The organism is Streptomyces sp. NBC_00525, assembly GCF_036346595.1.
Classification (GTDB): domain Bacteria; phylum Actinomycetota; class Actinomycetes; order Streptomycetales; family Streptomycetaceae; genus Streptomyces.
On sequence record NZ_CP107834.1, the window covers coordinates 4,612,711 to 4,638,049 of the forward strand.

Annotated in this window: 23 protein-coding genes and 2 tRNA genes; 14 read left to right on the plus strand and 11 right to left on the minus strand. The window is 71.7% G+C overall.

The annotated features are described in order from the left end of the window. Nucleotides 1-32: 32 nt before the first annotated feature. Nucleotides 33-1,181 (minus strand): ThiF family adenylyltransferase, encoded by a 1,149-nt coding sequence (locus OG710_RS20660; RefSeq protein WP_330240651.1) that lies wholly within the window; start codon nucleotides 1,179-1,181, stop codon nucleotides 33-35. A 200-nt stretch (nucleotides 1,182-1,381) separates the two neighbouring features. On the opposite strand from OG710_RS20660, the gene OG710_RS20665 reads away from it, so the two are divergent. The 4 genes from OG710_RS20665 (at nucleotide 1,382) to OG710_RS20680 (ending at nucleotide 5,268) form a co-directional block, all read left to right on the plus strand. Continuing rightward, a complete protein-coding gene (locus tag OG710_RS20665) occupies nucleotides 1,382-2,005 on the plus strand; it encodes a M48 metallopeptidase family protein (RefSeq protein WP_330240652.1) in 624 nt (207 codons plus the stop codon). A 131-nt stretch (nucleotides 2,006-2,136) separates the two neighbouring features. Further along, nucleotides 2,137-3,801, plus strand: a complete 1,665-nt coding sequence (locus OG710_RS20670; RefSeq protein WP_111338054.1) for a TerD family protein — start codon at nucleotides 2,137-2,139, stop codon at nucleotides 3,799-3,801. A gap of 11 nt (nucleotides 3,802-3,812) precedes the next feature. Then, complete coding sequence (locus OG710_RS20675; protein ID WP_111338055.1) at nucleotides 3,813-4,493, plus strand: AIM24 family protein; 681 nt, start codon at nucleotides 3,813-3,815, stop codon at nucleotides 4,491-4,493. Between the two features lie 19 nt (nucleotides 4,494-4,512). Then, the gene (locus OG710_RS20680) at nucleotides 4,513-5,268 is read left to right on the plus strand and encodes an AIM24 family protein (RefSeq protein WP_111338056.1); all 756 of its coding nucleotides are present in this window, start codon (nucleotides 4,513-4,515) and stop codon (nucleotides 5,266-5,268) included. A gap of 95 nt (nucleotides 5,269-5,363) precedes the next feature. Here OG710_RS20680 and OG710_RS20685 read toward each other — a convergent pair whose 3' ends face one another. Next, nucleotides 5,364-5,912 (minus strand): NUDIX hydrolase, encoded by a 549-nt coding sequence (locus OG710_RS20685; protein WP_330240653.1) that lies wholly within the window; start codon nucleotides 5,910-5,912, stop codon nucleotides 5,364-5,366. After that, nucleotides 5,909-7,357: a zinc-dependent metalloprotease gene (locus OG710_RS20690; protein ID WP_330240654.1), complete on the minus strand. Its 1,449-nt coding sequence runs from the start codon at nucleotides 7,355-7,357 to the stop codon at nucleotides 5,909-5,911. Before OG710_RS20690 ends, OG710_RS20685 begins: the two co-directional genes overlap by 4 nt. Before the next feature lie 190 nt (nucleotides 7,358-7,547). On the opposite strand from OG710_RS20690, the gene OG710_RS20695 reads away from it, so the two are divergent. The 4 genes from OG710_RS20695 (at nucleotide 7,548) to OG710_RS20710 (ending at nucleotide 10,744) form a co-directional block, all read left to right on the plus strand. Further along, nucleotides 7,548-8,690, plus strand: a complete 1,143-nt coding sequence (locus OG710_RS20695; protein ID WP_330240655.1) for an SDR family oxidoreductase — start codon at nucleotides 7,548-7,550, stop codon at nucleotides 8,688-8,690. A gap of 106 nt (nucleotides 8,691-8,796) precedes the next feature. Beyond that, the gene (locus OG710_RS20700; RefSeq protein WP_330240656.1) at nucleotides 8,797-9,258 is read left to right on the plus strand and encodes a molybdenum cofactor biosynthesis protein MoaE; all 462 of its coding nucleotides are present in this window, start codon (nucleotides 8,797-8,799) and stop codon (nucleotides 9,256-9,258) included. Between the two features lie 127 nt (nucleotides 9,259-9,385). Continuing rightward, nucleotides 9,386-9,574, plus strand: coding sequence for a hypothetical protein (locus OG710_RS20705; RefSeq protein ID WP_111338061.1), 189 nt, complete (start codon nucleotides 9,386-9,388; stop codon nucleotides 9,572-9,574). Between the two features lie 81 nt (nucleotides 9,575-9,655). Then, complete coding sequence (locus OG710_RS20710) at nucleotides 9,656-10,744, plus strand: YlbL family protein (protein WP_111338062.1); 1,089 nt, start codon at nucleotides 9,656-9,658, stop codon at nucleotides 10,742-10,744. Nucleotides 10,745-10,772: 28 nt separating this feature from the next. Here OG710_RS20710 and OG710_RS20715 read toward each other — a convergent pair whose 3' ends face one another. Then, nucleotides 10,773-11,342 (minus strand): PPA1309 family protein, encoded by a 570-nt coding sequence (locus OG710_RS20715; protein ID WP_241990074.1) that lies wholly within the window; start codon nucleotides 11,340-11,342, stop codon nucleotides 10,773-10,775. Between the two features lie 128 nt (nucleotides 11,343-11,470). Between OG710_RS20715 and OG710_RS20720 the strand changes: the two genes are divergently transcribed. From OG710_RS20720 to OG710_RS20735, 4 genes are all read left to right on the plus strand, one after another. Continuing rightward, nucleotides 11,471-14,464 carry a UPF0182 family membrane protein gene (locus OG710_RS20720; RefSeq protein ID WP_330242302.1) on the plus strand — a complete coding sequence of 998 codons (2,994 nt, stop codon included), beginning with the start codon at nucleotides 11,471-11,473 and terminating at the stop codon, nucleotides 14,462-14,464. A 52-nt stretch (nucleotides 14,465-14,516) separates the two neighbouring features. Next, a tRNA-Met gene (locus tag OG710_RS20725) sits at nucleotides 14,517-14,590 on the plus strand. Nucleotides 14,591-14,881: 291 nt separating this feature from the next. Continuing rightward, complete coding sequence (locus OG710_RS20730) at nucleotides 14,882-16,885, plus strand: sel1 repeat family protein (protein ID WP_443064279.1); 2,004 nt, start codon at nucleotides 14,882-14,884, stop codon at nucleotides 16,883-16,885. A gap of 141 nt (nucleotides 16,886-17,026) precedes the next feature. After that, a tRNA-Met gene (locus tag OG710_RS20735) sits at nucleotides 17,027-17,100 on the plus strand. A gap of 114 nt (nucleotides 17,101-17,214) precedes the next feature. Here the strand turns inward: OG710_RS20735 and OG710_RS20740 are convergent. After that, on the minus strand, nucleotides 17,215-17,634 hold the full coding sequence (locus OG710_RS20740; RefSeq protein WP_111338065.1) for a Fur family transcriptional regulator: 420 nt from the start codon (nucleotides 17,632-17,634) through the stop codon (nucleotides 17,215-17,217). Between the two features lie 175 nt (nucleotides 17,635-17,809). Between OG710_RS20740 and OG710_RS20745 the strand changes: the two genes are divergently transcribed. Next, nucleotides 17,810-19,261 carry a catalase gene (locus OG710_RS20745; RefSeq protein ID WP_330240658.1) on the plus strand — a complete coding sequence of 484 codons (1,452 nt, stop codon included), beginning with the start codon at nucleotides 17,810-17,812 and terminating at the stop codon, nucleotides 19,259-19,261. A gap of 72 nt (nucleotides 19,262-19,333) precedes the next feature. Here OG710_RS20745 and OG710_RS20750 read toward each other — a convergent pair whose 3' ends face one another. The 6 genes from OG710_RS20750 to OG710_RS20775 all read right to left on the minus strand — a co-directional run bounded on the left by OG710_RS20750 (nucleotide 19,334) and on the right by OG710_RS20775 (nucleotide 24,425). Beyond that, a complete protein-coding gene (locus OG710_RS20750; RefSeq protein WP_330240659.1) occupies nucleotides 19,334-19,735 on the minus strand; it encodes a CBS domain-containing protein in 402 nt (133 codons plus the stop codon). 186 nt (nucleotides 19,736-19,921) lie between these two features. Continuing rightward, nucleotides 19,922-20,722 carry a histidinol-phosphatase gene (hisN, locus tag OG710_RS20755; protein WP_111338068.1) on the minus strand — a complete coding sequence of 267 codons (801 nt, stop codon included), beginning with the start codon at nucleotides 20,720-20,722 and terminating at the stop codon, nucleotides 19,922-19,924. Between the two features lie 58 nt (nucleotides 20,723-20,780). After that, complete coding sequence (locus OG710_RS20760; protein WP_330240660.1) at nucleotides 20,781-21,104, minus strand: DMT family transporter; 324 nt, start codon at nucleotides 21,102-21,104, stop codon at nucleotides 20,781-20,783. Between the two features lie 109 nt (nucleotides 21,105-21,213). Continuing rightward, complete coding sequence (gene rsgA / locus OG710_RS20765; protein ID WP_330240661.1) at nucleotides 21,214-22,230, minus strand: ribosome small subunit-dependent GTPase A; 1,017 nt, start codon at nucleotides 22,228-22,230, stop codon at nucleotides 21,214-21,216. 3 nt (nucleotides 22,231-22,233) lie between these two features. After that, nucleotides 22,234-23,583, minus strand: coding sequence for a 3-phosphoshikimate 1-carboxyvinyltransferase (gene aroA, locus OG710_RS20770; RefSeq protein WP_330240662.1), 1,350 nt, complete (start codon nucleotides 23,581-23,583; stop codon nucleotides 22,234-22,236). Between the two features lie 128 nt (nucleotides 23,584-23,711). Then, entirely contained in the window at nucleotides 23,712-24,425 is a 714-nt protein-coding gene (locus tag OG710_RS20775; protein ID WP_330240663.1) for a M50 family metallopeptidase, read from the minus strand. 65 nt (nucleotides 24,426-24,490) lie between these two features. Between OG710_RS20775 and OG710_RS20780 the strand changes: the two genes are divergently transcribed. Further along, nucleotides 24,491-25,306: an SOS response-associated peptidase gene (locus tag OG710_RS20780; protein WP_330240664.1), complete on the plus strand. Its 816-nt coding sequence runs from the start codon at nucleotides 24,491-24,493 to the stop codon at nucleotides 25,304-25,306. Nucleotides 25,307-25,339 lie beyond the last annotated feature (33 nt).

Here is a 25,339-nt window from a genome sequence, read left to right on the forward strand (position 1 = left end):
CAGTTCCCAGACTGCCGCGCTGCGTGCGGCGGTTACCCGGCCATTGTGTCGTGCGCCGTACCGGCTGCGGAGGCTCGCACCCCCTCAGTTTGACCGGCCGCCCCACAGGGACAGTCGAGATGCGCCCCGATCCGCTGCGACCTCCAGTCCAACAGCGGCAACGCGGCCTCCCACCGGGCGCCGGTGCTCGCGGGCAGCTCGCCGTCGAGGAAGGACAGCGCGTGCGCCGCCGCCAGCCCGGCCACCGCCGTCGCCAGGCCCAGGTCGCACGCCTGCACGGCGCGCCGCCGCCCGGACTGCCACTGCGCCAGCATCCGCGGCCACTGCGGGTCCCGGTCGCGCCGGTTCAGATGGAGGCAGCTCGCGCATGCCGTGCCGCCGGGCAGGACCAGCGGCCCGACGAACCCGGTGGCCTCCAGCACACCCGCGTACAGATGGGGGGTGCCCGAGGCGACCCATGGCTCGGCGGTGCCCGGATCGGGGACGTACCCGCCGAAGCCGTCGCGCGGGGCGACCACGATCAGGGAGAGCCCGGGCTCCCGCGCGCCCGGTCCGGCGCCCCCGGCCCCCGGCGCCCGCGGCCCCGGACCGGGCGTGGCGCGGCGGACCAGCTGCCGGGCCGCCACGTCGCGGCGCTCCCCGACCGCCGAGGCCGGCAGCCCGCCCGGCGCCACATCGCCCGGCTCCGCGCAGCCGCCGTCCAGCACCTCGACCCGGCCCACCCCGGCCCCGGAGAGCACCGCCGCGACCGTCGCCCCGACCCGGCCCGCGCCCCGCACCTGCACCCGCATCGCGCGGCGGGCCGCCAGTCTGCGCGCCCCGCCGCCGGGCTCGGAGTGCACCACGGAGAGCGACGCCAGATCCGGTCGGTGGCGCTCCAGGACATCCGCCCGTTCGCGCAGCGCGTCGGCCTGCGGGCCGCCCGCCCGGACGTCGTCCACCAGACCGGCGTCCATCAGCCGCAGCACCAGCGTGTCCACATGACGCTCGCTCAGGTCCATTGCTCTCGCCTCCTCACGCAACAGGGCCATGCCTCTGGTGCCGTCGAGCAGTTCCATGAAACAGCCCGTCGCGATATCCATCGGGCCGACCTTCACCGCATGTGCGGGCGTCACTCCGAATTGCACGGTGTCCCCGCCCCGCCATGCGCGACGCAGTGCGGGCTTCAACATCGGATGCACGGCTTCCCCCGGTCTGTGCGGCCGCTCTGTCACGGCTGTGCGAGTTCCATTGACAGAATGCGACGGCCTGCCGGGACGTGCGGAAAGTTATCCACAGGTGCGGGGTATTAGTCGTTCAAATGGTGCATGGTGTGGAGTCGATCACGGCTGACCGTGCCGGAGGCGGGACTTCCCCCAGGTGCAGCGGGTAACGTCGGGGCATGCCAGCGGACCCGTCGCCCGGCCTCGCCGGGGAGCCTGCCGTGCCCGATGCCGGATCACGCCGGCGGCGCGGTGCCGACCCGGCCCGCCGCGCCCCGGCGACGAGCGCGGTCGAGGTCCGCAGGAGCGCCCGGCGCAGCAGAACCGTCTCCGCCTACCGTGAGGGCGACCGCACGATCGTGCTCATCCCGGCCCGGATGTCCGAGGCCGAGGAGCGGCGCTGGGTGGATGTGATGCTGGGCAAGCTCGCCGCCCAGGAGAGCCGGCGCATCCCCGGCGACTCGGAGCTGGCCGAGCGCGCGGAGCGGCTGTCCGCCCAGTACTTCGGGGGCCGGGCGATGCCCGCGTCGGTGCGGTGGGTGACCAACCAGAACACCCGGTGGGGCTCCTGCACCCCGGCCGAGGGCAGCATCCGGCTGTCGCACCGGCTGCAGGGCATGCCGGAGTACGTCGTGGACTATGTGCTGGTCCACGAGCTGGCACACCTCCTGGTGCCGGGGCACGGGCCGCGGTTCTGGCGGCTGCTGGACGCCTACCCGCGCACCGAACGGGCCCGCGGTTATCTGGAGGGCGTGGCGGCGGCCGGACGGCTGCCGCATCTGCCCGCCGCGCGCGGCGAGTGACGTGTGGTGGCACCGGGTGAGCAGGGTCGGTTGTTTGTGTACCGGGTCTGTACCGGCTTCGCCCGGGGCCGGAGTTTACGGATAGCCTGACGCGACGCATTCACCTTCCGGATGGGGGACGGTCGTTACGCATGGCCAGGGAATTCCAGCGCGGCCACAAGGCCAAGATCAGCGATCTCACACCGGGGACGGACCTGTACGTAGGGGTGCAGATCGCCGGACCGGGGCTGAGTTTTGACATCAGCTGCTTCGGGCTCGACGCCAATGAGCAGCTCTCCGACGACCGGTATTTCATCTTCTTCAATCAGCCGAAGTCCCCGGAGGAGTCCATTCAGCTCCTCGGCGCGCAGGCCGGTGACACCGAGTCGTTCCGCGTCACCCTGGACCGCATTCCGGCGAACATCCAGAAGCTCTCGTTCACCGCGACGGTGGACGGTGCCGGGCAGATGTCCCAGGTCGGGCCCGGTTACATCCGGATCGTGGCGGGCGGCGAGGAAGTCGTCCGGTACGCGTTCAACGGCTCCGAGTTCAGCACCGAGCGCGCGGTCATGCTCGGCGACTTCTATCTGAAGGACGTCTGGCGGTTCGCCGCCGTGGGCCAGGGATTCGACGGCGGTCTGGAGGCGCTGCTGAAGAACTTCGGCGGCGAGGTCGCCGAGGAGACACCGGCCGCCGCGCCGCCGCAGGCCGCGGCCCCGTCGTTCGCGCCGCCCGCCCAGGCGGCCCCGGCCCCGTCGTTCGGCGCCCCGGCCGCCCCGCAGGCACCCCAGGCCCCGCAAGCGCCGCAGCCCCCGCAGCCCGCGCCGTCCTTCGGCGCGCCGCCCGCCCCCGCGCCCGCCCCGCAGATGCACGCCGCGCCGACGATCATCGCCCCGATGACCCCGCCCGGCGGCACCGTGCCGCCGCCGCCCGCTCCGGCCCCGTACGGCCAGCCGGGCCAGCAGCCCCCGCCGCCCCCGCAGCCGCAGTTCGGCCAGGTGCCGGGACAGACTCCCCCGCCCTACGGGCAGCAGGCACCCGCCCCGTACGGGCAGCCCGCGCCGTCCCCGTACGGTCAGCAGCCCGCCGGTATGCCGCCCGGTCAGCCCGGCATGCCCGGTATGCCCATGCCCGGTGGTGCGCCGCAGGCCGCCGGTGCCGGGCTGGCGGCCGCGCTCCAGCCGTACAAGGAGACCGCGACCGGCCAGCGCTGGACGCCGCAGAACCAGCAGCTCATGCGCGTCGACCTGTCCATGGGCGGCACGCCCGTGCTGGCCCGGCAGGGCAGCATGGTGATGTACCAGGGCAAGATCGACTTCAGCTACAAGGGCGCGGGTTTCGCCGGCCGCATGGTGGGCAACGCCACCGGCCAGGAGATGCAGCTGATGCGCTGCACCGGCCGGGGCCAGGTCTTCCTGGCCGAGGAAGGCTCCCACCTGCACTCGATCGAACTCCAGGGCGACGGCATCTGCGTCTCCGCCGAAAATGTGCTCGCCTTCGACGAGACCCTCCAGTACGAGGTCCGCCGCATCGAGGGCCACGGCATCCCCGGCGGCGCGCTGTTCACCATGCAGTTCCAGGGCAGCGGCACCATCGTCGTGAAGACCCACGGCGTTCCCGTCGTCCTGCCGGTCACCCCGACCACCTTCGCCGACTGCAACGCCGTGGTGGCGTGGTCGTCCGCCTCCCAGGTGATCATCTCCAGCCAGGTCCGGCTGCGCCGCAACGCGTACCCCGGCCACAGCGGGGAGACCGTGAACCTTCAGTTCCGGGGCGCCCCCGGCAACTTCATCGTCGTCCAGCCCTACGAGGTCTGAGGGAGCCCGTCATGAACCAGCAACTCGCGGGCTACGCCCCGACCCCCGTCACGGCACGGATGGAGAACCACGGCCATTCCATGCTGAAGGTCGCCATGGCGACCGGCCAGGACCTCTACGCGCGCACCGGATCGATGGTCGCGTACGAGGGCTTCATCCAGTACGAGCCCAACCCGCCCGCCGTCCGCCAGATCGCCTCGCAGTGGATCACCGGCGAGGGCGCGCCCCTGATGAAGTGCACCGGCGACGGTCTGCTCTACCTCGCCGACTACGGCGCCGACGTCGTCGTCATCAACCTCAACAACGACTCCCTCTCGGTCAACGGCACCAATGTCCTCGCCTTCGACGGCCACCTCACCTGGGGCGTCGAGCGGGTCAAGGGCCTGGCCAAGTTCGCGGGCCAGGGCCTGTGGAACGTCTGCATCTCCGGCACCGGCTGGGTCGCGATCACCTCGCGCGGCACGCCGATCGTCGTGGACTGCGGGCGCGGCGAGGACGAGACGTACGTCGATCCGGACGCGCTCGTCGCCTGGTCCCCGAACCTCAAGGTGAAGGGCAAGCGCAGCTTCAAGGCGTCCTCGCTCATCGGGCGGGGCAGCGGCGAGGCGTTCCAGATGGCCTTCTCCGGCCAGGGGATCGTCGTCGTCCAGCCGAGCGAGGACAGCACCGACCGGCTGCGCGTCCGGAACTGACGGGGGAGGAAGACAGATCATGCAGAGTTCGCTTTTCGGCCTCACGGAAGCGCAGTCCCAGGAGCGCTACGCCCTCCAGAACCCGCAGCTGCTGCGGGTCGCGCTGACCGGTCACGACGACGTCCTCGCCCGCAAGGGCGCCATGGTCGCCTACCAGGGGCTGATGGAGTTCGACGGCGAGTACCAGTCGAGTTCCCAGCGCCGCTCCCGCGCCCACACCGGCGAGGGACTGGACCTGATGCGCTGCTCCGGCCAGGGCACCGTCTACCTCGCCAACCTGGCGCAGTACATCCACGTCGTCGACGTGGACCACGACGGTCTGACCGTGGACAGCTCCTACGTCCTGGCCCTGGACTCCTCGCTGCACACCGAGGTCATCGCCGTGGACAGCCAGTACGGCATCTCCGGCACCGGCAAGTACCAGCTCAACATCTCCGGCACCGGCAAGGTCGCCCTGATGACCTCCGGCCAGCCGCTGATGATGCAGGTCACGCCCGACAAGTACGTCAGCGCCGACGCCGACGCCATCGTCGCCTGGTCCACCTCGCTGCGCGTGCAGATGCAGGCCCAGACGCACTCCTCCGGCGTCTTCCGCCGGCGCGGCAACACGGGCGAGGGCTGGGAGCTCAGCTTCCTCGGGCAGGGCTTCGCCCTGGTGCAGCCGAGCGAGCTGATGCCGCCGCAGAACGCCCAGATCGGACAGGGCCTCGCCGCCCAGTACGGCATGGGCCAGCACGGCGCGCACGGCCAGAACCAGAACAACTCCTGGAACTGAACCGCGCCGACAGCGAAGCGGAGTAAGGGGCGGCCTCCCGGAGGCCGCCCCTTACCGCTGCGGTCGTACGCAGACCGCTCGGCCCGTACGGGCGGCTACCGGCCGCCTTCGAGCACCGCGCGCGTCCGCTCCACCAGCCGCACCACCGACGCGTCGGCGACGCCGGCCACCTCGTCGTAGGCGAACCAGCGCAGATCGATCGACTCCTCGCTGATGCTCTCCGTCGCCCCCGCCGGCGCCAGCGCCGCGTACTGCACGTCCAGATGCCAGTGGCAGGGGGCGGGAATCCGGTGCCGGTCCAGCACCACCGGCCCGCCCGGCAGCAGCGACAGCCCGGCGATACCGGACTCCTCCGCGGCCTCCCGCAGCGCGGCCGAGGCCAGCGTGACGTCACCGGGCTCGCAGTGGCCGCCCATCTGGAGCCACATCCGCAGCTTCCGGTGCAGCGTGAGCAGCACCCGGCCGCGCTCCGGATCGACCACCAGCGCGCTGGCCGTCAGGTGCCCGGCCCCGCAGGACTTCCACATCCCGTCCGGGTGCAGCGCCAGGTGCTCCAGATACGTGTCGCGCAGCTCCTCCTGGGCCGCGCCGGCCCCCGCCCCGTAACCCTTCAGTACGAGGACGGCGTCGTCGTGCAGGCTCACTTGTCGGTGTCGTCCTTGCCGTCGCCCTCGTCCCCGCCGGCGCCGTCCTCCGGGGCGTCCGCACCCGGCTCCGGCTTCCGCGGGCCATTCGCCGCCTCGCCCAGCATCTTGTCCAGCTCGGAGAAGTCCAGCTGCTCGTGGTGGACGAAGCCGTCCGGGTCGTCCAGGTCGTGGGCGGTCGGCAGCATGTCGGGGTGCTCCCAGAGCGCGTCGCGGCCCTCCAGACCGCGGGCGTCCGTCAGCGAGGCCCACAGCCGCGAGGCGTCCCGCAGCCGGCGCGGACGCAGTTGGAGACCGATCAGCGTGGCGAACGTCTGCTCGGCGGGGCCGCCGGACGCGCGCCGCCTGCGCATCGTCTCGCGCAGCGCGTCGGCCGAGGTCAGCCGGGACTTGGCCGCAGCGTGCACCACGGCGTCCACCCAGCCCTCGACCAGCGCGAGCGCCGTCTCCAGCCGGGCCAGGGCCGCCTTCTGCTCGGGCGTCTCCTCCGGCTGGAACATGCCCTGCTGGAGCGCCTCCTGCAACTGCTCCGGCTGCGACGGGTCGAACTGGCCGACCACGTCCTCCAGCTTGCTGGTGTCCACCTTGATGCCGCGCGCGTAGCCCTCGACGGCGCCGAAGAGATGCGAGCGCAGCCACGGCACGTGGGCGAAGAGACGCTGGTGGGCGGCCTCGCGCAGGGCCAGGTACAGCCGCACCTCGTCCTGCGGGACGCTCAGGTCCTTGCCGAACCGCTCCACGTTCAGCGGGAGGAGCGCGGCCCGGCCCGCCGGGCCCAGCGGCAGCCCGATGTCCGTCGAGCCGACCACCTCACCCGCCAGCACGCCGACCGCCTGCCCGATCTGCTGACCGAACATCGCGCCGCCCATCGACCGCATCATGCCGATCAGCGGGCCCGCCATCGCCTGCATCTCCTCGGGCAGCACATCGCCCATGGCGAGCCCCACCCGCTCGGCGACCGGGTCCACCAGCTGCTGCCAGGCCGGAAGCGTCGCCTCCACCCACTCCGCGCGGCTCCACGCCACACTGGAGACGGCACCGGAGGGCATCGACGTCACCCCGTCCAGCCAGAGATCGGCCAGCCGCAGCGCCTCGTCCACCGCGGCCCGCTCCGCCGGGCCCACGCTCGTGTCCTTGGAACCGTCCGGGGTGCCCTGCGACACCGTCTGGCGGGCGATCTGCTTGGCCATGTCCCAGTTGACGGGACCGCCCTCGTAGCTGAGCATCTGCCCGAGTTGCTGGAACGCCGCGCCCAGATCGGCCGGGTTCATCGAACCGAACATGGCGGCGAAGGGATTGTCACCACCTGCTCCGGGGCCGAAGCCGAACGGGTTCGCCGGACCGCCCGAACCCTGCCCGCCCCGGGAGGGGTCGTTCTTCTTGCCCTGGTCGCCGTCGTCCGGCTCCTCCGGCGGAAGGCCGAATCCGAATGGGGTGTCACTCACGGGTTTCCTCGGCTCGTAGGGCCGCCGGTGGGAACCGACGGCGACTGCCCGACATCACCATCCAGCGTAGACACCAAGTCCGCTCAGGGCCTCAGTGCTCCGCCGGCACCGGCCCTGCGGCAGGATGGACGCCACCTGGTACGTACGTGTCACGCGGGTACGTACTGAAGACAACCGCTGGAGACGCCCGGTGAGTTCCCCAGATCCGCAGGTTCGCGCAGCGCGAAACCTGGCCGACCCGTCACCCGAGAAGAAGTCCGAATCCGGCCGTCACCGGAGCCGCGGCCCGGTCGTGGCCGTCACCGGCGCCGCGAAGGGCGTCGGTGAGCTGCTCACCGCACGTCTCGCGGCGTCCGACGAGATCAAGCAGGTCATCGCCATCGACGAGCGCCGGGGCGAGGTCTCCGACGCCACCTGGCACCTCCTGGACGTCCGCGACCCCGCCATCGCGGAGAAGCTGCGCGGGGCGGACGTCGTCGTGCACCTGGCCCTCGACCTCGACCTGGAGACCGACCCGGCCGCGCGCACCGCCTACAACGTGCGCGGCACCCAGACCGTGCTCACTGCGGCAGCGGCCGCCGGTGTCCACCGCGTCGTGCTGTGCACCTCCGCCATGGTCTACGGGGCGCTGCCCGACAACGACCTCCCGCTCGCCGAGGACGCCGAGCTGCGGGCCACCGCCGAGGCGACCGGCGTCGGCGACCTGCTGGAGATCGAGCGGCTCGGCCGCCGCGCCCCGCGCGCCCACCCCGGCCTCCAGGTCACCGTGGTGCGCCCCGCCGTGCTCGTCGGCGGCACCGACACCGCGCTGACCCGCTACTTCGAGTCGCCCCGGCTGCTCGTGGTGGCCGGGTCCCGCCCCGCCTGGCAGTTCTGCCACGTCGAGGACCTGGTCACGGCGCTGGAGTACGCCGCCCTGGAGAAGATCGACGGGGAGTTCGCGGTCGGCTGCGACGGCTGGCTGGAACAGGAGGAGGTCGAGGAGCTGAGCGGGGTGCGCCGGATGGAGCTGCCCTCCGCCGTCGCGCTCGGCGCCGCCGCCCGGCTGCACCGCATCGGCCTGACCCCCTCGCCCGCCGGTGACCTCGCGTACACCATGCACCCCTGGGTGGTCAGCGTGAGCCGGCTGCACGACGCGGGCTGGCGCCCGAGCTGGACCAACGAGGAGGTGCTCGCCGCGCTCCTGGAGGAGGTGGAGGGCCGCCACACCGTCGCCGGCCGCCGCCTCGGCCGCAAGGACGCCACCGCGGCAGGCGCCGCCGGTGCGACCGTCGCCCTGCTCGGCACCGCCGCCCTGGTGCGCCGCGCGCGCAAGGCCCGCCGCCGCATCTGAGCGCCCCGCCGGACGGGCCCGCTGTAGGAGGCTCCAAGGCGCGGCGCGCCCCGCCGGGCGATCCGGCAATACCGCGTCGCCGGTGCGGTACGGCACGATGGGGGTCATGGCACTCACCCACGACCACCCCGGCGAGCAGGCGGCGCAGGACCCGATCCGGCTGCTGGACATCCGTGACACGCCGCTGTCGGTGGACGAGGTCTTCCGCGCGGTCGGGGACGACGCCGCGGGCGGCACCGCGCTCTTCGTCGGCGCCGTGCGCGACCACGACGGCGGGCAGGACGTGGCCGGGCTGGGCTATTCGTGCCACCCCTCGGCCGTCGACGAGCTGCGCCGGGTGGCGGAGAAGGTCGTCGCCGACTTCCCGGTCCGGGCGCTGGCCGCCGTCCACCGGGTGGGTGAACTCCAGGTGGGTGACCTCGCCGTGGTCGTGGCGGTCTCCTGCCCGCACCGCGCGGAGGCGTTCGCGGCCTGCCGCAAGCTCATCGACGACCTCAAGCACGAGGTCCCGATCTGGAAGCACCAGCGCTTCTCGGACGGCACGGAGGAGTGGGTCGGAGCCTGCTGAACGCAAGCCGGAACGGCGGCCCGCCGCCCCGATTTGCGTAACCGCACCCCTGCCACCAGCGTTGGTTTTCCACACGGTTAATCTGCTGATCGGTCAGCGTGACCGCTCAGGGGGTAGGGAGGTCGGCATGGCAGTGCTCGCCTGGTTGTTGATTCCGCTTGTCGCCGCGCTCGGCGCCGCGATATGGGGAGGCTGGGCCGCCCGCAACCGCACGGCCGGGGACGTCACCGAACTCGCCGGGTACGCGCGATTCCGCGAAGCGATGGAGAAGTCGCACTCCGGTTCCGAACCGGTCGAGCAGATATCCAACGTCTGACGCGGAAACCCCCACCCGCTCCGGGCCCGTACGGACCGGCCCCGGCAGTGCACTGACAGGCTCTTCCCGTACTGTCGTTCCATGCCACGCCGCACCGCGACGATGCTCGCCTCCTCGCTGATCCTGATCGCGCTGATCTTCGCAGGCTTGTTCTTCAAAGTGCCGTACTCGGAAATGTCCCCCGGCCCCACCGTGAACACCCTCGGCGACGTGGACGGCGAGCCCGTGCTGAGCATCTCGGGGCACAAGACGTACAAGACGTCCGGCAACCTCAACATGACGACGGTCCGCGTCACCGGCGCCGACTACACCATGAACCTCGTCGAGGCCTTCACCGGATGGCTGGGCCACGACAGCGTCGTCGTCCCGCACGACACCCTCTATCCGAATGGCAAGACGGAGGAGGAGTCGACGCAGGAGAACGCCGAGGAGTTCAGCCAGTCGCAGGAGAGCGCCAAGGTCGCGGCCCTCGACGAGCTGGGCATCCCCGTCACCTCCTACGTGGTGGTCTCCACCGTCGTCAAGGACAGCCCCGCCCAGGGCAAGCTGCACGCGGGCGACATCATCGAGGACGTGGACGGCACGAAGGTCGAGAAGCCCGAGGACGTCGCGAAGCTGGTGACCCGGCACAAGCCCGGCGAGGACGTCGTCTTCACCGTCGTCCCGGCCAAGACCGCGGCCGCGGCCGAGAAGGCCGGCAAGAAGCCCGAGGGCACCGAGAAGATCACCGTCACCACGGCCAAGGCCCCCGAGGGCGACCGCGCGATCGTCGGCATCCAGGCGGGCACGGACCACACCTTCCCGTTCGAGATCGACATCAAGCTCGCCGACGTGGGCGGCCCGAGCGCGGGGCTGATGTTCTCCCTGGGCCTGATCGACAAGCTGACACCGGGGCAGCTGACCGGCGGCAAGTTCATCGCCGGCACCGGCACCATGAACGACCAGGGCGAGGTCGGTCCGATCGGCGGCATCACCATGAAGCTGGTCGGCGCGCGCGACGCGGGCGCCCGGTACTTCCTGACCCCCGACGAGAACTGCAAGGCCGCCGCCGCGGACACCCCCGACGGGCTCACCCTGATCCGCGTCAAGACCCTCGCCGACGCCCGCGCGTCGCTGGAGAAGCTCCGCACGGGGGACACGGCCGGCCTGCCGAGCTGCTCGACCGGCTGACCGCGCCCCGCCGCACGGAACGGACGGGTCAGGACTCGAACGTGGCGGCCAGCGCCTCGGCAAGACCCGGCACCAGGCCGGACCCGGTCAGCACCTCGCTCGCCGAGTCCTTCTCCCGCAGCCGTACGGCCGACTCGCGCGCCCCGTCCCGCAGCACCGCGACCGTCATCCGCACCTCCTGCCGGTCCGGGTGCCCGGCGACCCACGCGGTGAGCCGCTTCTCGTCCAGGCCGTCCGGCACGGACGCCTCGGCGGACGGCGGCAGCATCAGCCGCTCCACGGTCATCGCGCAGCCGGCGACCGCGTCGGGCCAGGCGATCGTGGCGAGGAACTCGTCCAGCGCCGTGCCGGCGGGCAGCTCCTCCTGCTCGACCGGGGTCAGGACGGCGGCCTTGGCACCGTCGTCCTCAAGGCCGAGCTGGGCGGCGAGACCCGGCTCCTGGGCCCGCAGCCGCGCGGTGTCGACCAGGGCGAAGAGGCGGGCGGGCTGGTCCCACCCGAGGTTGGAGACGTACTCGTCGATTTCGAGCACCGCGACGGTGAGCGGGCTCGCGGCCATCGGGGGGCCGGAGGGGGAAACGTTGGACATGGAGAACATCCTGCCTCCTTCCGCCCCGGTAACGGGAACTAGGTAAAGCGTCAGTAAGTTGAAGGGATGGGCTCTACGATCGCTGGGCCCGCTCCACACGACCCGCGAACTTCGAGGTGCGCACGTTGGCTTTCCAGATGCCGGACCGCGGCGGAGGCCCGACCGGGCCACGGATCAGAGTCGGCCGCCCGTCCCGGCGCGCCCGAACCCTGCTCATGACACTCGGCGTCCTGGCGATTCTCGCCATGGCGTTCGTCATGTTCGCCGGGTTCTGGACGGACTGGCTCTGGTACCGGTCGGTCGCGTATTCGTCCGTCTTCACCACCACTCTGTGGACCAAGATCGGACTGTTCCTCGTCTTCGGACTGCTGATGGCCGTGGCCGTCGGCCTGAACATCTGGCTCGCGCACCGGCTCCGGCCGCCGCTGAGCGCGATGTCGCTGGAGCAGCAGAGCCTGGACCGCTACCGGATGAGCCTCGCCCCGTACAAGAAGTGGGTGCTGCTCGCGGTCACCGCGCTCGTCGGTCTGATCGCCGGGGCGTCCGCCTCGGGCCAGTGGCGTACCTGGCTGATGTATGTGAACGGCGTGTCGTTCGGCCAGAAGGACCCCCAGTTCCACCTGGACGTGTCGTTCTACGCCTTCGACCTGCCCTGGTACCGCTTCCTGCTGGGCTTCGGCTTCGCGGCCACGGTGCTCTCGCTGATCGCCGCCGCGCTGACCCACTACCTGTACGGCGGGCTGCGCGTCACCAGCCCCGGCGCGCGGGCCACCGGCGCGGCCACCGGCCATCTGTCGGTGCTGCTCGGTGTCTTCGTCTCGCTGAAGGCCGTGGCGTACTGGCTGGACCGCTACGGCCTGGCCGTGAAGTCCAGTGACTTCAAGGCCACGGACAACTGGACGGGCCTGCGGTACGTCGACGCCAACGCCTACCTCCCGGCGAAGACGATCCTGTTCTGCATCGCCGCGATCTGCGCCGTGCTGTTCTTCGCGACGCTGTGGCGGCGCACCTGGCAGCTGCCGGTGATCGGCTTCGGACTGATGGTCCTGTCGGCCATCCTGATCGGCGGGCTCTACCCGGCGATCGTGCAGAAGTTCCAGGTCCAGCCGAACGAGCAGGCCAAGGAAGCCCCGTTCATCCGGAAGAACATCGAGGCCACGCGCGACGCCTACGGCATCGACGACGCCCAGGTGTCGGACTACACGGGCAAGTCCACCGAGGACGACGGCAGCAAGCTCCGCGCGGCGGCGAATGACGCCGCGAGCTACCGGGTGATGGACCCCAACGTCGTCTCGCCGGCCTTCCAGCAGCTCCAGCAGAAGAGGAACTACTACCAGTTCCCCAAGACGCTGGACGTCGACCGCTACAAGGACGAGTCCGGCAAGGAGCAGGACACGGTCATCGGTCTGCGCGAGCTCAACATCGAGGGCATCCCCAAGCGCAACTGGATCAACGACCACTTCACGTACACCCACGGTTACGGCGCCATCGCCGCCCGCGGGACCACGACCGGCAAGAACCCGAAGGGCTCTCCCGACTTCACCGAGTCCGGCCTGCCGACCACCGGCGACCTGGGCACGTACAAGCAGGAGATCTACTACGGCGAGAAGACCGAGCAGTACTCCATCGTCGGCGGGCCCCAGAAGGAGCTCGACTACGAGGACGACGGCGAGAAGACCACCAGCTACAAGGGCGACAGCGGGGTCAGTCTCTCCAACGCGTTCAACCGCGCCGCCTACGCGGTCGCGTTCAACGAGCCGCAGATCCTGTACTCGGGAGCCATCGGCGAGGGTTCGCGGATTCTCTACAACCGCACGCCCAAGGAGCGCGTCGAGGCGGTGGCCCCCTGGCTCACCATCGACGGCGACGCCTACCCGGCCGTGGTGAACAAGCGCATCCAGTGGGTGGTCGACGCCTACACCACGACCAACGGCTACCCGTACGCCTCGCGCACCACGCTCGGTGACACCACGGCCGACTCGCTGACCACCAACCAGCGCGCCGTCGTCGCCCAGCAGAACCAGGTCAACTACATCCGGAACTCGGTGAAGGCGACCGTCGACGCGTACGACGGCACCGTCACGCTGTACGAGTGGGACACCCAGGACCCGGTCCTCAAGACCTGGCGCAAGGCGTTCCCCGGCACCGTGAAGCCGAGGGCGGACATCCCGCAGGACCTGATGGACCACCTGCGCTACCCGCAGGACCTCTTCAAGGTGCAGCGCGAGCTGCTGACCCGCTACCACGTCACGAGCCCCGCCCAGTTCTACAGCGGCAGTGACGCCTGGCAGGTCCCGGACGACCCGACCAACAAGGAGTCCGGCTCCGTCCCGCCGTACTACCTGAGCATAAAGATGCCGGGTCAGACGGCCCAGAAGTTCTCGCTGACCACGACGTTCACCCCGAAGGGGCGGCCCGACCTGGGGGCGTTCATGGCGGTGGACGCCGATGCGGCCAGCAAGGACTACGGGACGATAAGACTGCTCAGGGTCACCGGTGCGGTGAAGGGGCCCGGCCAGGTACAGAGTGAGCTCAACGGCAACGACGACGTCGCCGAGTTCGTCAGGAACCTCAAGGGCACCGACTCCGACATCGAGTACGGCAACCTGCTGACCGTTCCGCTCGAAGGGGGCTTCCTCTACATCGAGCCGGTCTACACGCGCGGTGGCACGCAGAACTACCCGCTGCTGCGCAAGGTCGCCGCCTCGTACGGCTCGAAGATCGTCTTCGAGAACAGTCTCGGTGAGGCGCTGAACGCCGTCTTCGGGGCCGAGGGCGCCGATACGAGCGAGCCGCCTGGCGACACCACCGAGCCGCCGGACACCACGCAGCCGCCGGCCACCGGCGACAGCGCGCTCAAGAAGGCCATCGCCGACGCGCAGAAGGCCTACACCGAGGGCGAGGCGGCCCTGAAGAAGCAGGACTGGGCGGCCTACGGCAAGGCCCAGGCCGATCTCCAGGACGCGCTGGAGCGTGCGGCGGCGGCCCAGTCCAAGGCCGCGGACGACGGCAAGAACGACGCCGGGGCCGATAAGCCGGACAGCGGTGACAAGGCCGACAAGGCTGATAAGAGCAAGAAGACCGATGCGTCCGCCACATCGGACAAGTCGGGCGATACGGGCGGCGACTGAGCAACCCGGTCAAGCTCCGTCCCGCGTCGTGATACGGTTGTGAACACAACGACGCGGGGTGGAGCAGCTCGGTAGCTCGCTGGGCTCATAACCCAGAGGTCGCAGGTTCAAATCCTGTCCCCGCTACTGCAGACGAAGGCCCGGATCTCTCCAGGGAGATCCGGGCCTTCGTCGTGTCATGGGACTCTGCCGTGAACCGGGCGTGAAGTGCGGTTCACGGGGCACGAGTTGGCCACGAACGTGTTTGACTTGTCTCTCTGTGGGCATGTCGACAAAACGCCGAAGTGACCTAACTGGCCGCGCAATACCAGGTGTGCGCGGGTTGCGGGTGGTGCGACGATGGTATTTATGGGGGACAGGGCAACTCTGTTGAAGACAGGGCGGTTTGCGCGGGGTCACGTCCATCCGGCGGAAAAGATGGCGGACGAGGTGTTTGCCGCTGCCGCCGAGCAGTACAAAGACATCATCGAGAACACCGAGACTGCCGAGCCCCCGGAGAGTGTCGCGACCACCGAGACCGCCCGGAACGCGGAGAGCCACGAGCCCGCGGAAGACTTCGAGACCGCCGACGGCGTGGAGAACGCCGATGCGGCGGCCACCGCCGAGAGCACGGACGGCGCCGACAGCACGGACGAGGCCGAGGCCCGCCACCGCCGCGCCGCCGACGCCGGGGACACCGCCTCGATGAGCGTGCTCGGCGCGCTCCTGCTGCGCCGGGGCGACCTCGCCGGCGCCGAACCCTACCTGCGCGCCGCCACCGCAGACGGCGACCGCGCCGCCGCCAACAACCTGGGCGTCCTGCTGCACCAGCGCGGCTACCCCGAGGAGGCGGCCGGCTGGTGGCGCACCGCCGCCGTCGCCGGGTCCGCCGCCGCGGCGCACGCCCTGGGCCGGCACTTCCGCGAACGCGGCGACGAACCCGCCGCCGAGTACTGGCTGCGCCAGTCCGCCGAGCAGGGCCACGCACTCGGCGCGTACGCCCTCGCCGACCTCCTGGAGCACCGCAGCGACGTCGGCGCCGAGCGCTGGCTGCGCGCCGCCGCCGAACAGGGCCACCGCGAGGCGGCCTACCGGCTGGCCCGCCTGCTGGAGCACGACGCGGCCGACACCGCCCACGACGCGTTCGGCCGCCCCGCTCCCGGCTCCCGCGGCACACAGCCGGCCGCGCCCCGCCGCACCGCCCGCAGCGCCGGCGAGGGCCCCGCACCCTCCCGTACCGGCGAGGCCGAGCAGTGGTACCGGCAGGCCGCGGCGCGCGGCCACCGGCGCGCCGCCCTGCACCTGGGCGCCATCCTCGAACGGCGCGGCGAGCTGAAGGAGGCCGGCCGCTGGTACCTCATCGCGGCCAAGGCCGGTGAGGCGCGGGCCGCCTGCGCGCTCGGCTTCCTGCTGCGCGACGCGGGCGACCGGGAGAGCGCCGCCGTGTGGTGGCTGCGCGCCGCCCAGGACGGCGACGGCAACGCGGCCAACGCCCTCGGCGCGCTGCACGCGGCCCGCGGCGAGCAGCAGACCGCCGAACGCTGGTACCGCGCGGCGATGGACGCGGGCGACGTCAACGGCGCGTACAACCTCGGGCTGCTCTGCGCCGCCCAGGACCGCACCGCCCAGGCCGAGCAGTGGTACCGCCGCGCCGCCTACACCGGACACCGCGAGGCCGCCAACGCCCTGGCCGTGCTCCTGCTCCAGGCCGGTGACCCGGTCGGCGCCGAGCCCTGGTTCTCCAAGGCGGCCGAGGCCGGCAGCGTCGACGCCGCCTTCAACCTCGGCATCCTCTACGCCGGGCGCGACGAGGACCGCACCGCCCTGCTCTGGTACGAGCGGGCGGCGGCGGCCGGGCACACCGAGGCGGCCCTCCAGGTCGGCATGGCGCTCCTGCACCGAGGCGAGGAGCAGGAGGCCGAACGGCATCTGCGCTGCGCGGCGGGCGGCGGCAGCGCGGAGGCCGCCTTCCGGCTGGCCGGGCTGCTCGACGCGCGGCAGCCGCCGCCGGGCCCGCCCGCCCTGGGCGAACCGCTGCCGGAGAAGTCCGAGTGCGAGGAGTGGTACGAGCGGGCCGCCGAGCAGGGGCACCGCCGCGCCCAGGTCCGCGTCGGCATGCTCGCCGCCTCCCGCGGGGACATGGAGAGCGCCGGCCGCTGGTACCGGGAGGCGGCCGAGTCCGGCAGCCGCAACGGCGCGTTCAACCTCGGGCTGCTCCTGGCCCGCGAGGGCAGTGAGCGCGAGGCCGCCCTGTGGTGGACCCGCGCGGCCGCCGACGGGCACGGGCGGGCCGCGCTGCGCCTCGCGCTGCTGGCCGCCCGCCGGGGTGAGCTGGCGGAGGGGCAGCGCTGGTGTGCGCGGGCGGTCGAGCTGGGCCCGGCGGAGGTCGCCGAGCGGGCCGCGCGGCTGCGCGAGGCCCTGCACCAGGAACTGACGGCGTAAGCCCCGCGAGGCCGCGCCGGGCCCTGCAGCCCCGCCGGGCGGCCCCCGTGCCCCGCCGGGCGCCCCCCGCCGCCCCCGCCACCCCTGCCGGAACGAATTTGCACTGGTCCGGAGCGTGCCGTAGGGTTGTGAACACAACGACGCGGGGTGGAGCAGCTCGGTAGCTCGCTGGGCTCATAACCCAGAGGTCGCAGGTTCAAATCCTGTCCCCGCTACTGAAGACAGAGGCCCGGATCTTTTCGAAGATCCGGGCCTCTGTCGTATGCGCGCATGCGAAAGCCGCCCCCGGCCGGAACACGAGTCCGAGGGGGCGGGACGCGCCCGCTCGGTCAGGCGCTCGCGGCGCAGTCCGGGCAGATGCCCCGGTACGTCAGCTCGACACCGGAGATGGTGAAGCCGAATCGCTCACCGGCCGGCAGGTCCGCCAGCGGGTCGCCCGCGGGATGGACGTCGCGGATCGCGCCGCACTGCGCGCACACCAGATGGTGGTGGGCGCGGTGCGCGTTGGGGTCGTAGCGCTTGGCGCGGCGGTCGGTCGAGACCTCGATGACCTCGCCGAGGCTCACCATCTCGCCCAGCGTGTTGTAGACGGTGGCGCGGGAGATCTCCGGCAGCTTGGCCACCGCGCGTGCGTGGACCTCGTCGGCGGTCAGATGCACATGCTCCCCGTCGAGGACCTCGGCCACGACGCGACGCTGCGCGGTCATGCGCCAGCCGCGTCCTCGAAGTCGTTCCAGCAGGTCACTCATGACCGACATTCTAGCAGCGCACGAGCCATGTCTTGAATGGGTGCGACTTTGGATGCCTATTTGACTTGGACTTTGTCCAATGTAGGATCGCTTGCGACGACGGCCGGTGGACAGGATGGCCGGAGCCGAGCACGGCATGAACGCATGACGTGCGGATACGACGCAGGAGGCGCACGTGACGCAGGGACCGCTCACGACGGAGGCCGGCGCACCGGTCGCGGACAACCAGAACAGCGAGACCGCCGGTGTCGGCGGACCGGTCCTGGTGCAGGACCAGTCGCTGCTGGAGAAGCTCGCGCACTTCAACCGGGAACGCATTCCGGAGCGTGTGGTGCACGCCCGGGGTGCGGGCGCGTACGGCACCTTCACCGTGACCCGTGACGTCTCGCAGTGGACGCGGGCGAAGTTCCTCTCCGAGGTCGGCAAGCAGACCGAAACGTTCCTGCGGTTCTCCACCGTCGCGGGCAACCTCGGTGCGGCCGACGCCGTACGGGACCCGCGCGGCTTCGCGCTGAAGTTCTACACCGAGGACGGCAACTACGACCTCGTCGGCAACAACACCCCGGTCTTCTTCATCCGGGACGCCATCAAGTTCCCGGACTTCATCCACACCCAGAAGCGCGACCCGTACACCGGCTCCTCGGAGGCGGACAACATCTGGGACTTCTGGAGCCTGTCGCCCGAGTCCACCCACCAGGTGACCTGGCTCTTCGGTGACCGGGGCATCCCCGCCTCCTACCGGCACATGGACGGCTTCGGTTCGCACACCTACCAGTGGCAGAACGAGGCCGGCGAGGTCTTCTGGGTGAAATACCACTTCAAGACCGACCAGGGCATCAAGAACCTCACCGCCGACGAGGCCGCCCGGCTGGCCGGGGTGGACCCGGACAGCCACCAGCGGGACCTGCGGGAGTCCATCGAGCGCGGCGACTTCCCGTCCTGGACCGTGCAGGTGCAGATCATGCCGGCGGCCGAGGCGGCGACGTACCGCTTCAACCCGTTCGACCTCACCAAGGTGTGGCCGCACGCGGACTACCCGCCGATCGAGATCGGCAAGCTGGAGCTCAACCGAAACCCGGAGAACATCTTCGCCGAGGTCGAGCAGTCCATCTTCAGCCCGGCGCACTTCGTGCCCGGCATCGGCCCGTCCCCCGACAAGATGCTCCAGGGCCGCCTCTTCGCGTACGGCGACGCGCACCGCTACCGCGTCGGCATCAACGCCGACCACCTTCCGGTGAACCGCCCGCACGCCACCGAGGCGCGGACCAACAGCCGGGACGGCTACCTCTACGACGGCCGCCACAAGGGCGCGAAGAACTACGAGCCGAACAGCTTCGGCGGCCCCGCCGAGACCGGCCGTCCGCTCTGGGGAGCCGTCGACGTCACCGGCGGCACGGGCAACCACGAGACCCCGAGGCACGCCGAGGACGACGACTTCGTGCAGGCCGGGAACCTCTACCGGCTGATGACCGAGGACGAGAAGGACCGGCTGGTCGCCAATCTCTCCGGATTCATCGCGCAGGTCTCGCGCGCGGACATCGCCGAGCGCGCCATCGGCAACTTCCGCAGCGCCGACGAGGACTTCGGCAAGCGCCTGGAGGCCGCGGTGCAGGCGCTGCGCGCCTGAGCGCCACCTGCCGTACACGACCGGCCCGCCCCCGCGACGCGTGGGGGCGGGCCGGTCCCTTCGCGCGGGCGGTCAGCTCACCAGGGCGGCGGGCCGGGGGCGGGCCGGGGTCCAGCAGCGGATGATGTCGCGCACCGAGACGACTCCGACCGGGCCGTCCCCGTCGAGCACGATCAGATGGCGGAAGCCGCCGTGCGTCATGGCCGCCGCGGCCTCTTCGAGCGTCCAGGCGGGCGCGGCGAAGACCACATCGGTGGTGGTGTGGGCGGAGGCGGTCTCGGAGTCCGGGTCGAGACCCGAGCCCACCGCGTCCAGGACGTCGCGCTCGGTGAGGATGCCGAGCCCGCAGGTATCGGGGTCGTGGACGACGGCCGCCCCGACCCGGCGCGCCGACATCAGCCGGGCGGCCTGGCGCAGCGTATGGGCGGGGCCGATGGTGAGGATCATCGTGGTCATGGCGTCACGGACGAACATGAAGGGGTGCCACCTCCTCGGTGAACCGGCGCGTGCACCGATTCACAAGTTCACAAGTGGGGGAAACCTCAGAGTGGCACCGAAGGGGAAGGCCGACAAGGGGTCGCGGAGATCAGTGGAGGGGCGCGCGGACGCGCGGCACGCCCCCCGGTGACCCGGCACGCCGACCGGCGTACGGGGGAGCGCTCAGTAGCGCTGGTTCAGATAGCCGAGCAGCTCGCGGTGGAGCGCGCCGTTCGACGCGGCACCGTTCCCCCCGCCGGGCCCGTCCACACCGTCCAGACTGGTGAACCGGCCGCCCGCCTCCTGGACGATGATCGCGTTCGCGGCCATGTCCCACAGCGACAGCTCCGGCTCCGCGCAGATGTCCACGGACCCCTCCGCGACCATCATGTACGGCCAGAAGTCCCCGTAGCCCCGGGTGCGCCAGCAGGCGCGCGTCAGGTCCAGGAACCCGTCCAGCCGGCCCTGCTCCTCCCAGCCCGTCAGCGAGGAGTACGCGAACGAGGCGTCCGCGATCCGCTCCACCTTCGACACCGCGATCCGGGTCGCCGAGGTCAGGCTGCGACCGGTGTACGCGCCGGCGCCCTTCGCCGCCCACCAGCGCCGGTTCAGCGCCGGCGCCGACACCACGCCCACGACCGGCTGGAAGCCGTGCTCCCCGGCCTCCATCAGCGAGATCAGCGTCGCCCAGACCGGCACGCCCCGCACGTAGTTCTTGGTGCCGTCGATCGGGTCGATCACCCAGCGCCGGGGGCCGGTGCCCTCGATCCCGTACTCCTCGCCCAGGATCGCGTCGCGCGGACGCGCCCGGTGCAGATGGCCCCGGATCAGCTCCTCGGCGGCCTTGTCGGCCTCGCTCACCGGCGTCATGTCCGGCTTGGTCTCTACCTTGAGGTCGAGAGCCTTGAACCGGTCCATCGTCGCGGCGTCGGCGGCGTCCGCCAGCACATGGGCGAGGCGCAGATCATCGTGGTAATCGGGCATGCCGTCACAGTATCGACCGGCCGGTGACCGGGGCCACACGGGCTCGGAGGGCGGACGGTCAGTGGGCGGAGCCGGAGAGCTGGAGCCCGATCACACCGAGGATCACCAGCGAGATCGACACCAGCTTGAGCGTGGAGACCACGTCGTCGAGGAAGACCATCCCGTAGATCGCCGTCCCGGCCGCGCCGATGCCGGTCCACACGGCGTACGCGGGCCCCACGTCGAGCTTCTTCAGCGACAGGGTCAGCAGACCGAAGCTGCCCAGCGCGAAGACGCAGAACGCGATGGTCGGCCAGAGCCGGGTGAAGCCGTGCGAGAGCTTCAGACAGACCGCGAAACCGGTCTCCAGAAGTCCCGCGACCACGACCAGCAGCCACGCCATCGTCCGCACCCTCCGCATCGGTGACCGCCCGGCACCAGCCGGTGCCGTTGGGCGTGATTATGCACTTACCGCATGCGAGTGATCGCAAACGTGCACGGCCGGCCGGAGATCAGTCGCCTTCGCGCCGGCCCCGCGTGGACAGCAGCCGCCGCAGCGAGTCCAGCCGCGCCGGGTCGGCGTGCCCCTCCGCCACCCAGGCGTCCAGCGCGCATTCCGGTTCATGGCTGTCATGGGTGCAGCCGCGCGGACACTCCTCGGTGCCGGGCTGGAGGTCCGGGAAGGCGTTGATCACCCGCGACGGATCGATGTGGTTCAACCCGAACGAGCGCACACCCGGGGTGTCGATCACCCAGCCCCGGTAGCCCGGCAGCGGCAGCGCCAGCGCGGATGTGGTGGTGTGCCGGCCCCGCCCGGTGACCGCGTTGACGACCCCCGTGATACGCCGCTTCTCCTTCGGCACCAGCGCGTTGACCAGCGTCGTCTTGCCGACGCCGGAGTGCCCGACGAACGCCGTGACGCGGCCGTCGAGCTGCTCGCGGACCCGGTCGGCCGCGTCCCCGTTCTCCAGCTCCTCGCGGCTGGTGACGACGAACGGCACACCCAGCGGGGTGTACGCGCCCAGCAGCTTGTCCGGGGACGCCAGGTCAGACTTGGTCAGCACCAGGAGCGGCGAGAGCCCGCCGTCGTACGCGGCGACCAGACAGCGGTCGATCATGCGCGGGCGGGGTTCCGGATCGGCCAGCGCGGTGACGATCGCCAACTGGTCCGCGTTGGCCACGACCACCCGCTCGAACGGGTCGTCGTCGTCCGCCGTCCGGCGCAGCACCGAGCGGCGCTCACCGATGCGGACGATCCGGGCCAGCGTGTCCTTGTCGCCGGACAGGTCGCCGACGAGCGACACGGTGTCGCCGACCACCGCCGCCTTGCGGCCCAGCTCGCGGGCCTTCATCGCGACGATCGTGCGATCGCCGACCAGGCAGGTGAGGCGGCCCCGGTCCACGGTGAGGACCATGCCCTCCTCGGCGTCCTCGTGCTTGGGCCGGATATGGGTGCGCGGACGGTTGCCCTTGCGGTTGGGGCGGACGCGGATGTCGTCCTCGTCGGGGTTCTTGCCGTAGCGGCGCATGTCTCAGACCCCGAGCATTCCGGTCCACATCTGCGGGAAGTCCGGCAGGGTCTTGGCGGTCGTCGCCACGTTCTCGATCTCCACTCCGGGGACGGCAAGGCCGATGACCGACCCCGCGGTGGCCATCCGGTGGTCGTCGTACGTATGGAAGGTACCGCCGCGCAGCGGGCGCGGGCGGATGTGCAGGCCGTCGGCCGTCTCGGTGACGTCGCCGCCCAGCTCGTTGATCTCCTTGGTGAGCGCGGCCAGCCGGTCCGTCTCGTGCAGCCGCAGATGGGCGACGCCGCTCAGCGTGGACGGGGAGTCGGCCAGGGCGGCGACGGCGGCGATGCCCGGCGTCAGCTCGCCGACCTCGCCGAGGTCCACGTCGATGCCGTGGATGCGGCCCGAGCCGGTGAAGGTCAGCCCGTGCTCGGTCAGCTCGCAGGAGCCGCCCATCGCGGTGAAGATCTCGCGCAGCGCGTCACCGGGCTGCGTGGTGTGCGCCGGCCAGTCCGGGACGGTCACCCGGCCGCCCGTGACCAGCGCGGCGGCCAGGAACGGCTGGGCGTTGGACAGGTCCGGCTCGATGGTCAGGTCCCGGCCCAGCAGCGCGGAGGGAGAGACCCGCCACACATTCGGCTCGCCGCCGGTCTCCGGCTCGTCCACCCGGGCGCCGACCGCCCTGAGCATGTCCACGGTCATCCGGATGTGCGGCATGGAGGGGAGCCGGCCGCCGGTGTGCCGGACCTCCACGCCCTGGTTGAAGCGCGGCGCGGACAGCAGCAGCGCCGAGACGAACTGGGAGGACGAGGAGGCGTCGATCGCGACCGGACCGCCGTCCAGCGCGCCGCCGCCGTGCACCGTCATCGGGAGCGAGCCCCGGGAGTCGTCCTCGATCCGGGCACCGAGCACCCGCAGGGCCTCGATCACCCCGGTCAGCGGCCGCTCGTAGGAGCGCGGGTCGCCGTCGAAGCGGACCGGGCCGTCGGCGAGCGCGGCCACCGGGGGCAGGAAGCGCATGACCGTACCGGCGTTGCCGACGTCCACCGTGACCGGGCCGCGCAGCGGGGCCGGCACGACGCGCCAGGTCTCGCCGGAGAACTCCGGGCCGGTGGCGTCACCGGTCGCCGACGCGCTGGAGGACACCGTCTCCTCGATGCTGACGCCCATCGCGCGCAGCGCGTCCGCCATCAGCAGGGTGTCGCGGGAGCGCAGCGGGCGGCGCAGCCGGCCCGGCTCGGAGGCCAGCGCGGCGAGCACCAGCGCGCGGTTGGTGACCGACTTGGAACCGGGCACGGTGACGGTCGCGTCGACGGCCCCGCTCGCGACGGGGGCGGGCCAGAGGGCGGGATGCACGGCACTTTCGGTCATGCACTCACTTTACGGGCTCCGGTCCCACCCGGCCGGGGCGTGGTCCTCCGCCTCCCCGGACGGGCCGGGCCGCAGCCCCGGCCCCCGGGTCACAGCCCCACCGGCCGCGTCACAGCCCGCCCTCCGGGTCACAGCCCCAGCAGCCAGCGCCCGCCGCCGATCAGCGAGCACAGCGACACCGCGTGGAAGAGGAACAGCCACAGCGCCGCCGGGACGTCCGTCAGCCGGGACAGCTGGTCGGCGTCCGAGTCCGGCGCCCCGCCGCGCCGCCGCTTCGACTGGAGCTCGAACACCGGGCGCACCCCGCCCATCAGCAGGAACCACACCACGCTGTACGCGAACAGCGACTGCCAGGCCGGCGAGGCCAGCCAGGACACCAGCAGGAACAGCGAACCGGTGAGGATCACCGTCAGCGCCCCGTACACATTGCGGATCGCCACCAGCATCACCGCGAGCAGGGCCGTGGCCAGCCACAGCAGCAGCGTGATCCTGCCGTCCACCAGCAGCCAGGCACCGCCGAGCCCGAGCAGCGAGGGCGCGGTGTAGCCGGCCGCCGCCGTCAGGACCATGCCGATACCGGTCGGCCTGCCGCGGCTCACCGTCAGCCCGCTGGTGTCCGAGTGCAGCCGGATGCCCGCGAGCTGCCGGCCGGTCAGGAGGGCCACCAGCCCGTGGCCGCCCTCGTGGGCGATGGTGATGGTGTTCCGGGACAGCCGCCACACGACGTTCGGGACGACCGCGATCAGCGCCGCCGTCGCGGTCACCACCACCAGCCACTGCTCGGGGGCGGGCTGGGTACCGACGACGCGGTCCCACAGATTGCCGAGATCGGTGCTGTCCATGGGGCGGGCGGCTCCTTATGGGAGTGGGGTCCGGACCGGGGGGCTGTCGTGGCAGTCTGGCACTCATGTGCGGACGGTATGCAGCGAGTCGGCGGCCCGAGGACCTGACCGGACTCTTCCAGGTGGAGAAGTGGGAACCGGCGGAGGCGCTGGAGCCCGACTACAACGTGGCGCCGACCAAGGAGGTCTACGCCGTACTGGAGCGCCCCCTGAAAGACGCGGACGACCAGCGGCCGGTTCGCCAGATGCGCGCACTGAAATGGGGACTCGTCCCCTCCTGGGCCAAGAGCCCGGAGGGCGCCGCCCGGATGATCAACGCACGGGCCGAGACCGTCCACGAGAAGCCGTCCTTCCGCCGCCCCTTCGTCTCCCGGCGCTGCATCCTGCCCGCCGACGGTTATTACGAGTGGGTGACCGGCGCCGAGGAACGGGAGCTGGAGGAGAAGGGCCGGCGCAAGCGCCCCCGTAAACAGCCCTACTTCGTCACGCCCGCCGACGGCACGGTCTTCGCCATGGCCGGGCTGTACGAGTTCTGGCGCGACCGCACCCTGCCCGACGACCACCCGCAGGCCTGGTGGGTCACCTGCACGGTGATCACCACCGAGGCGGAGACCACCCCGCTCGGCGTCGCCCCCGCCGAGGGACCGGCCTCGCTCGCCGACATCCACCCCCGGATGCCCCTGATGCTCACCCCGGACCGCTGGGACGCCTGGCTGGACCCCTCGCACACCGACCCGGAGGCGCTGCGCGCCCTGCTCACGCCCCCGCCGCCGGGCCTGATGCGCGCCTACCCCGTGGCGACCGCCGTCAGCAACGTCCGCAACAACGGGCCCGAGCTGAAGGGCGAGCTGGCCGCGCCCGAGGTGAGCACCCTGTTCTGAGCACCGCGCCCCGCCGCCCCCGCCCCGCGCGCC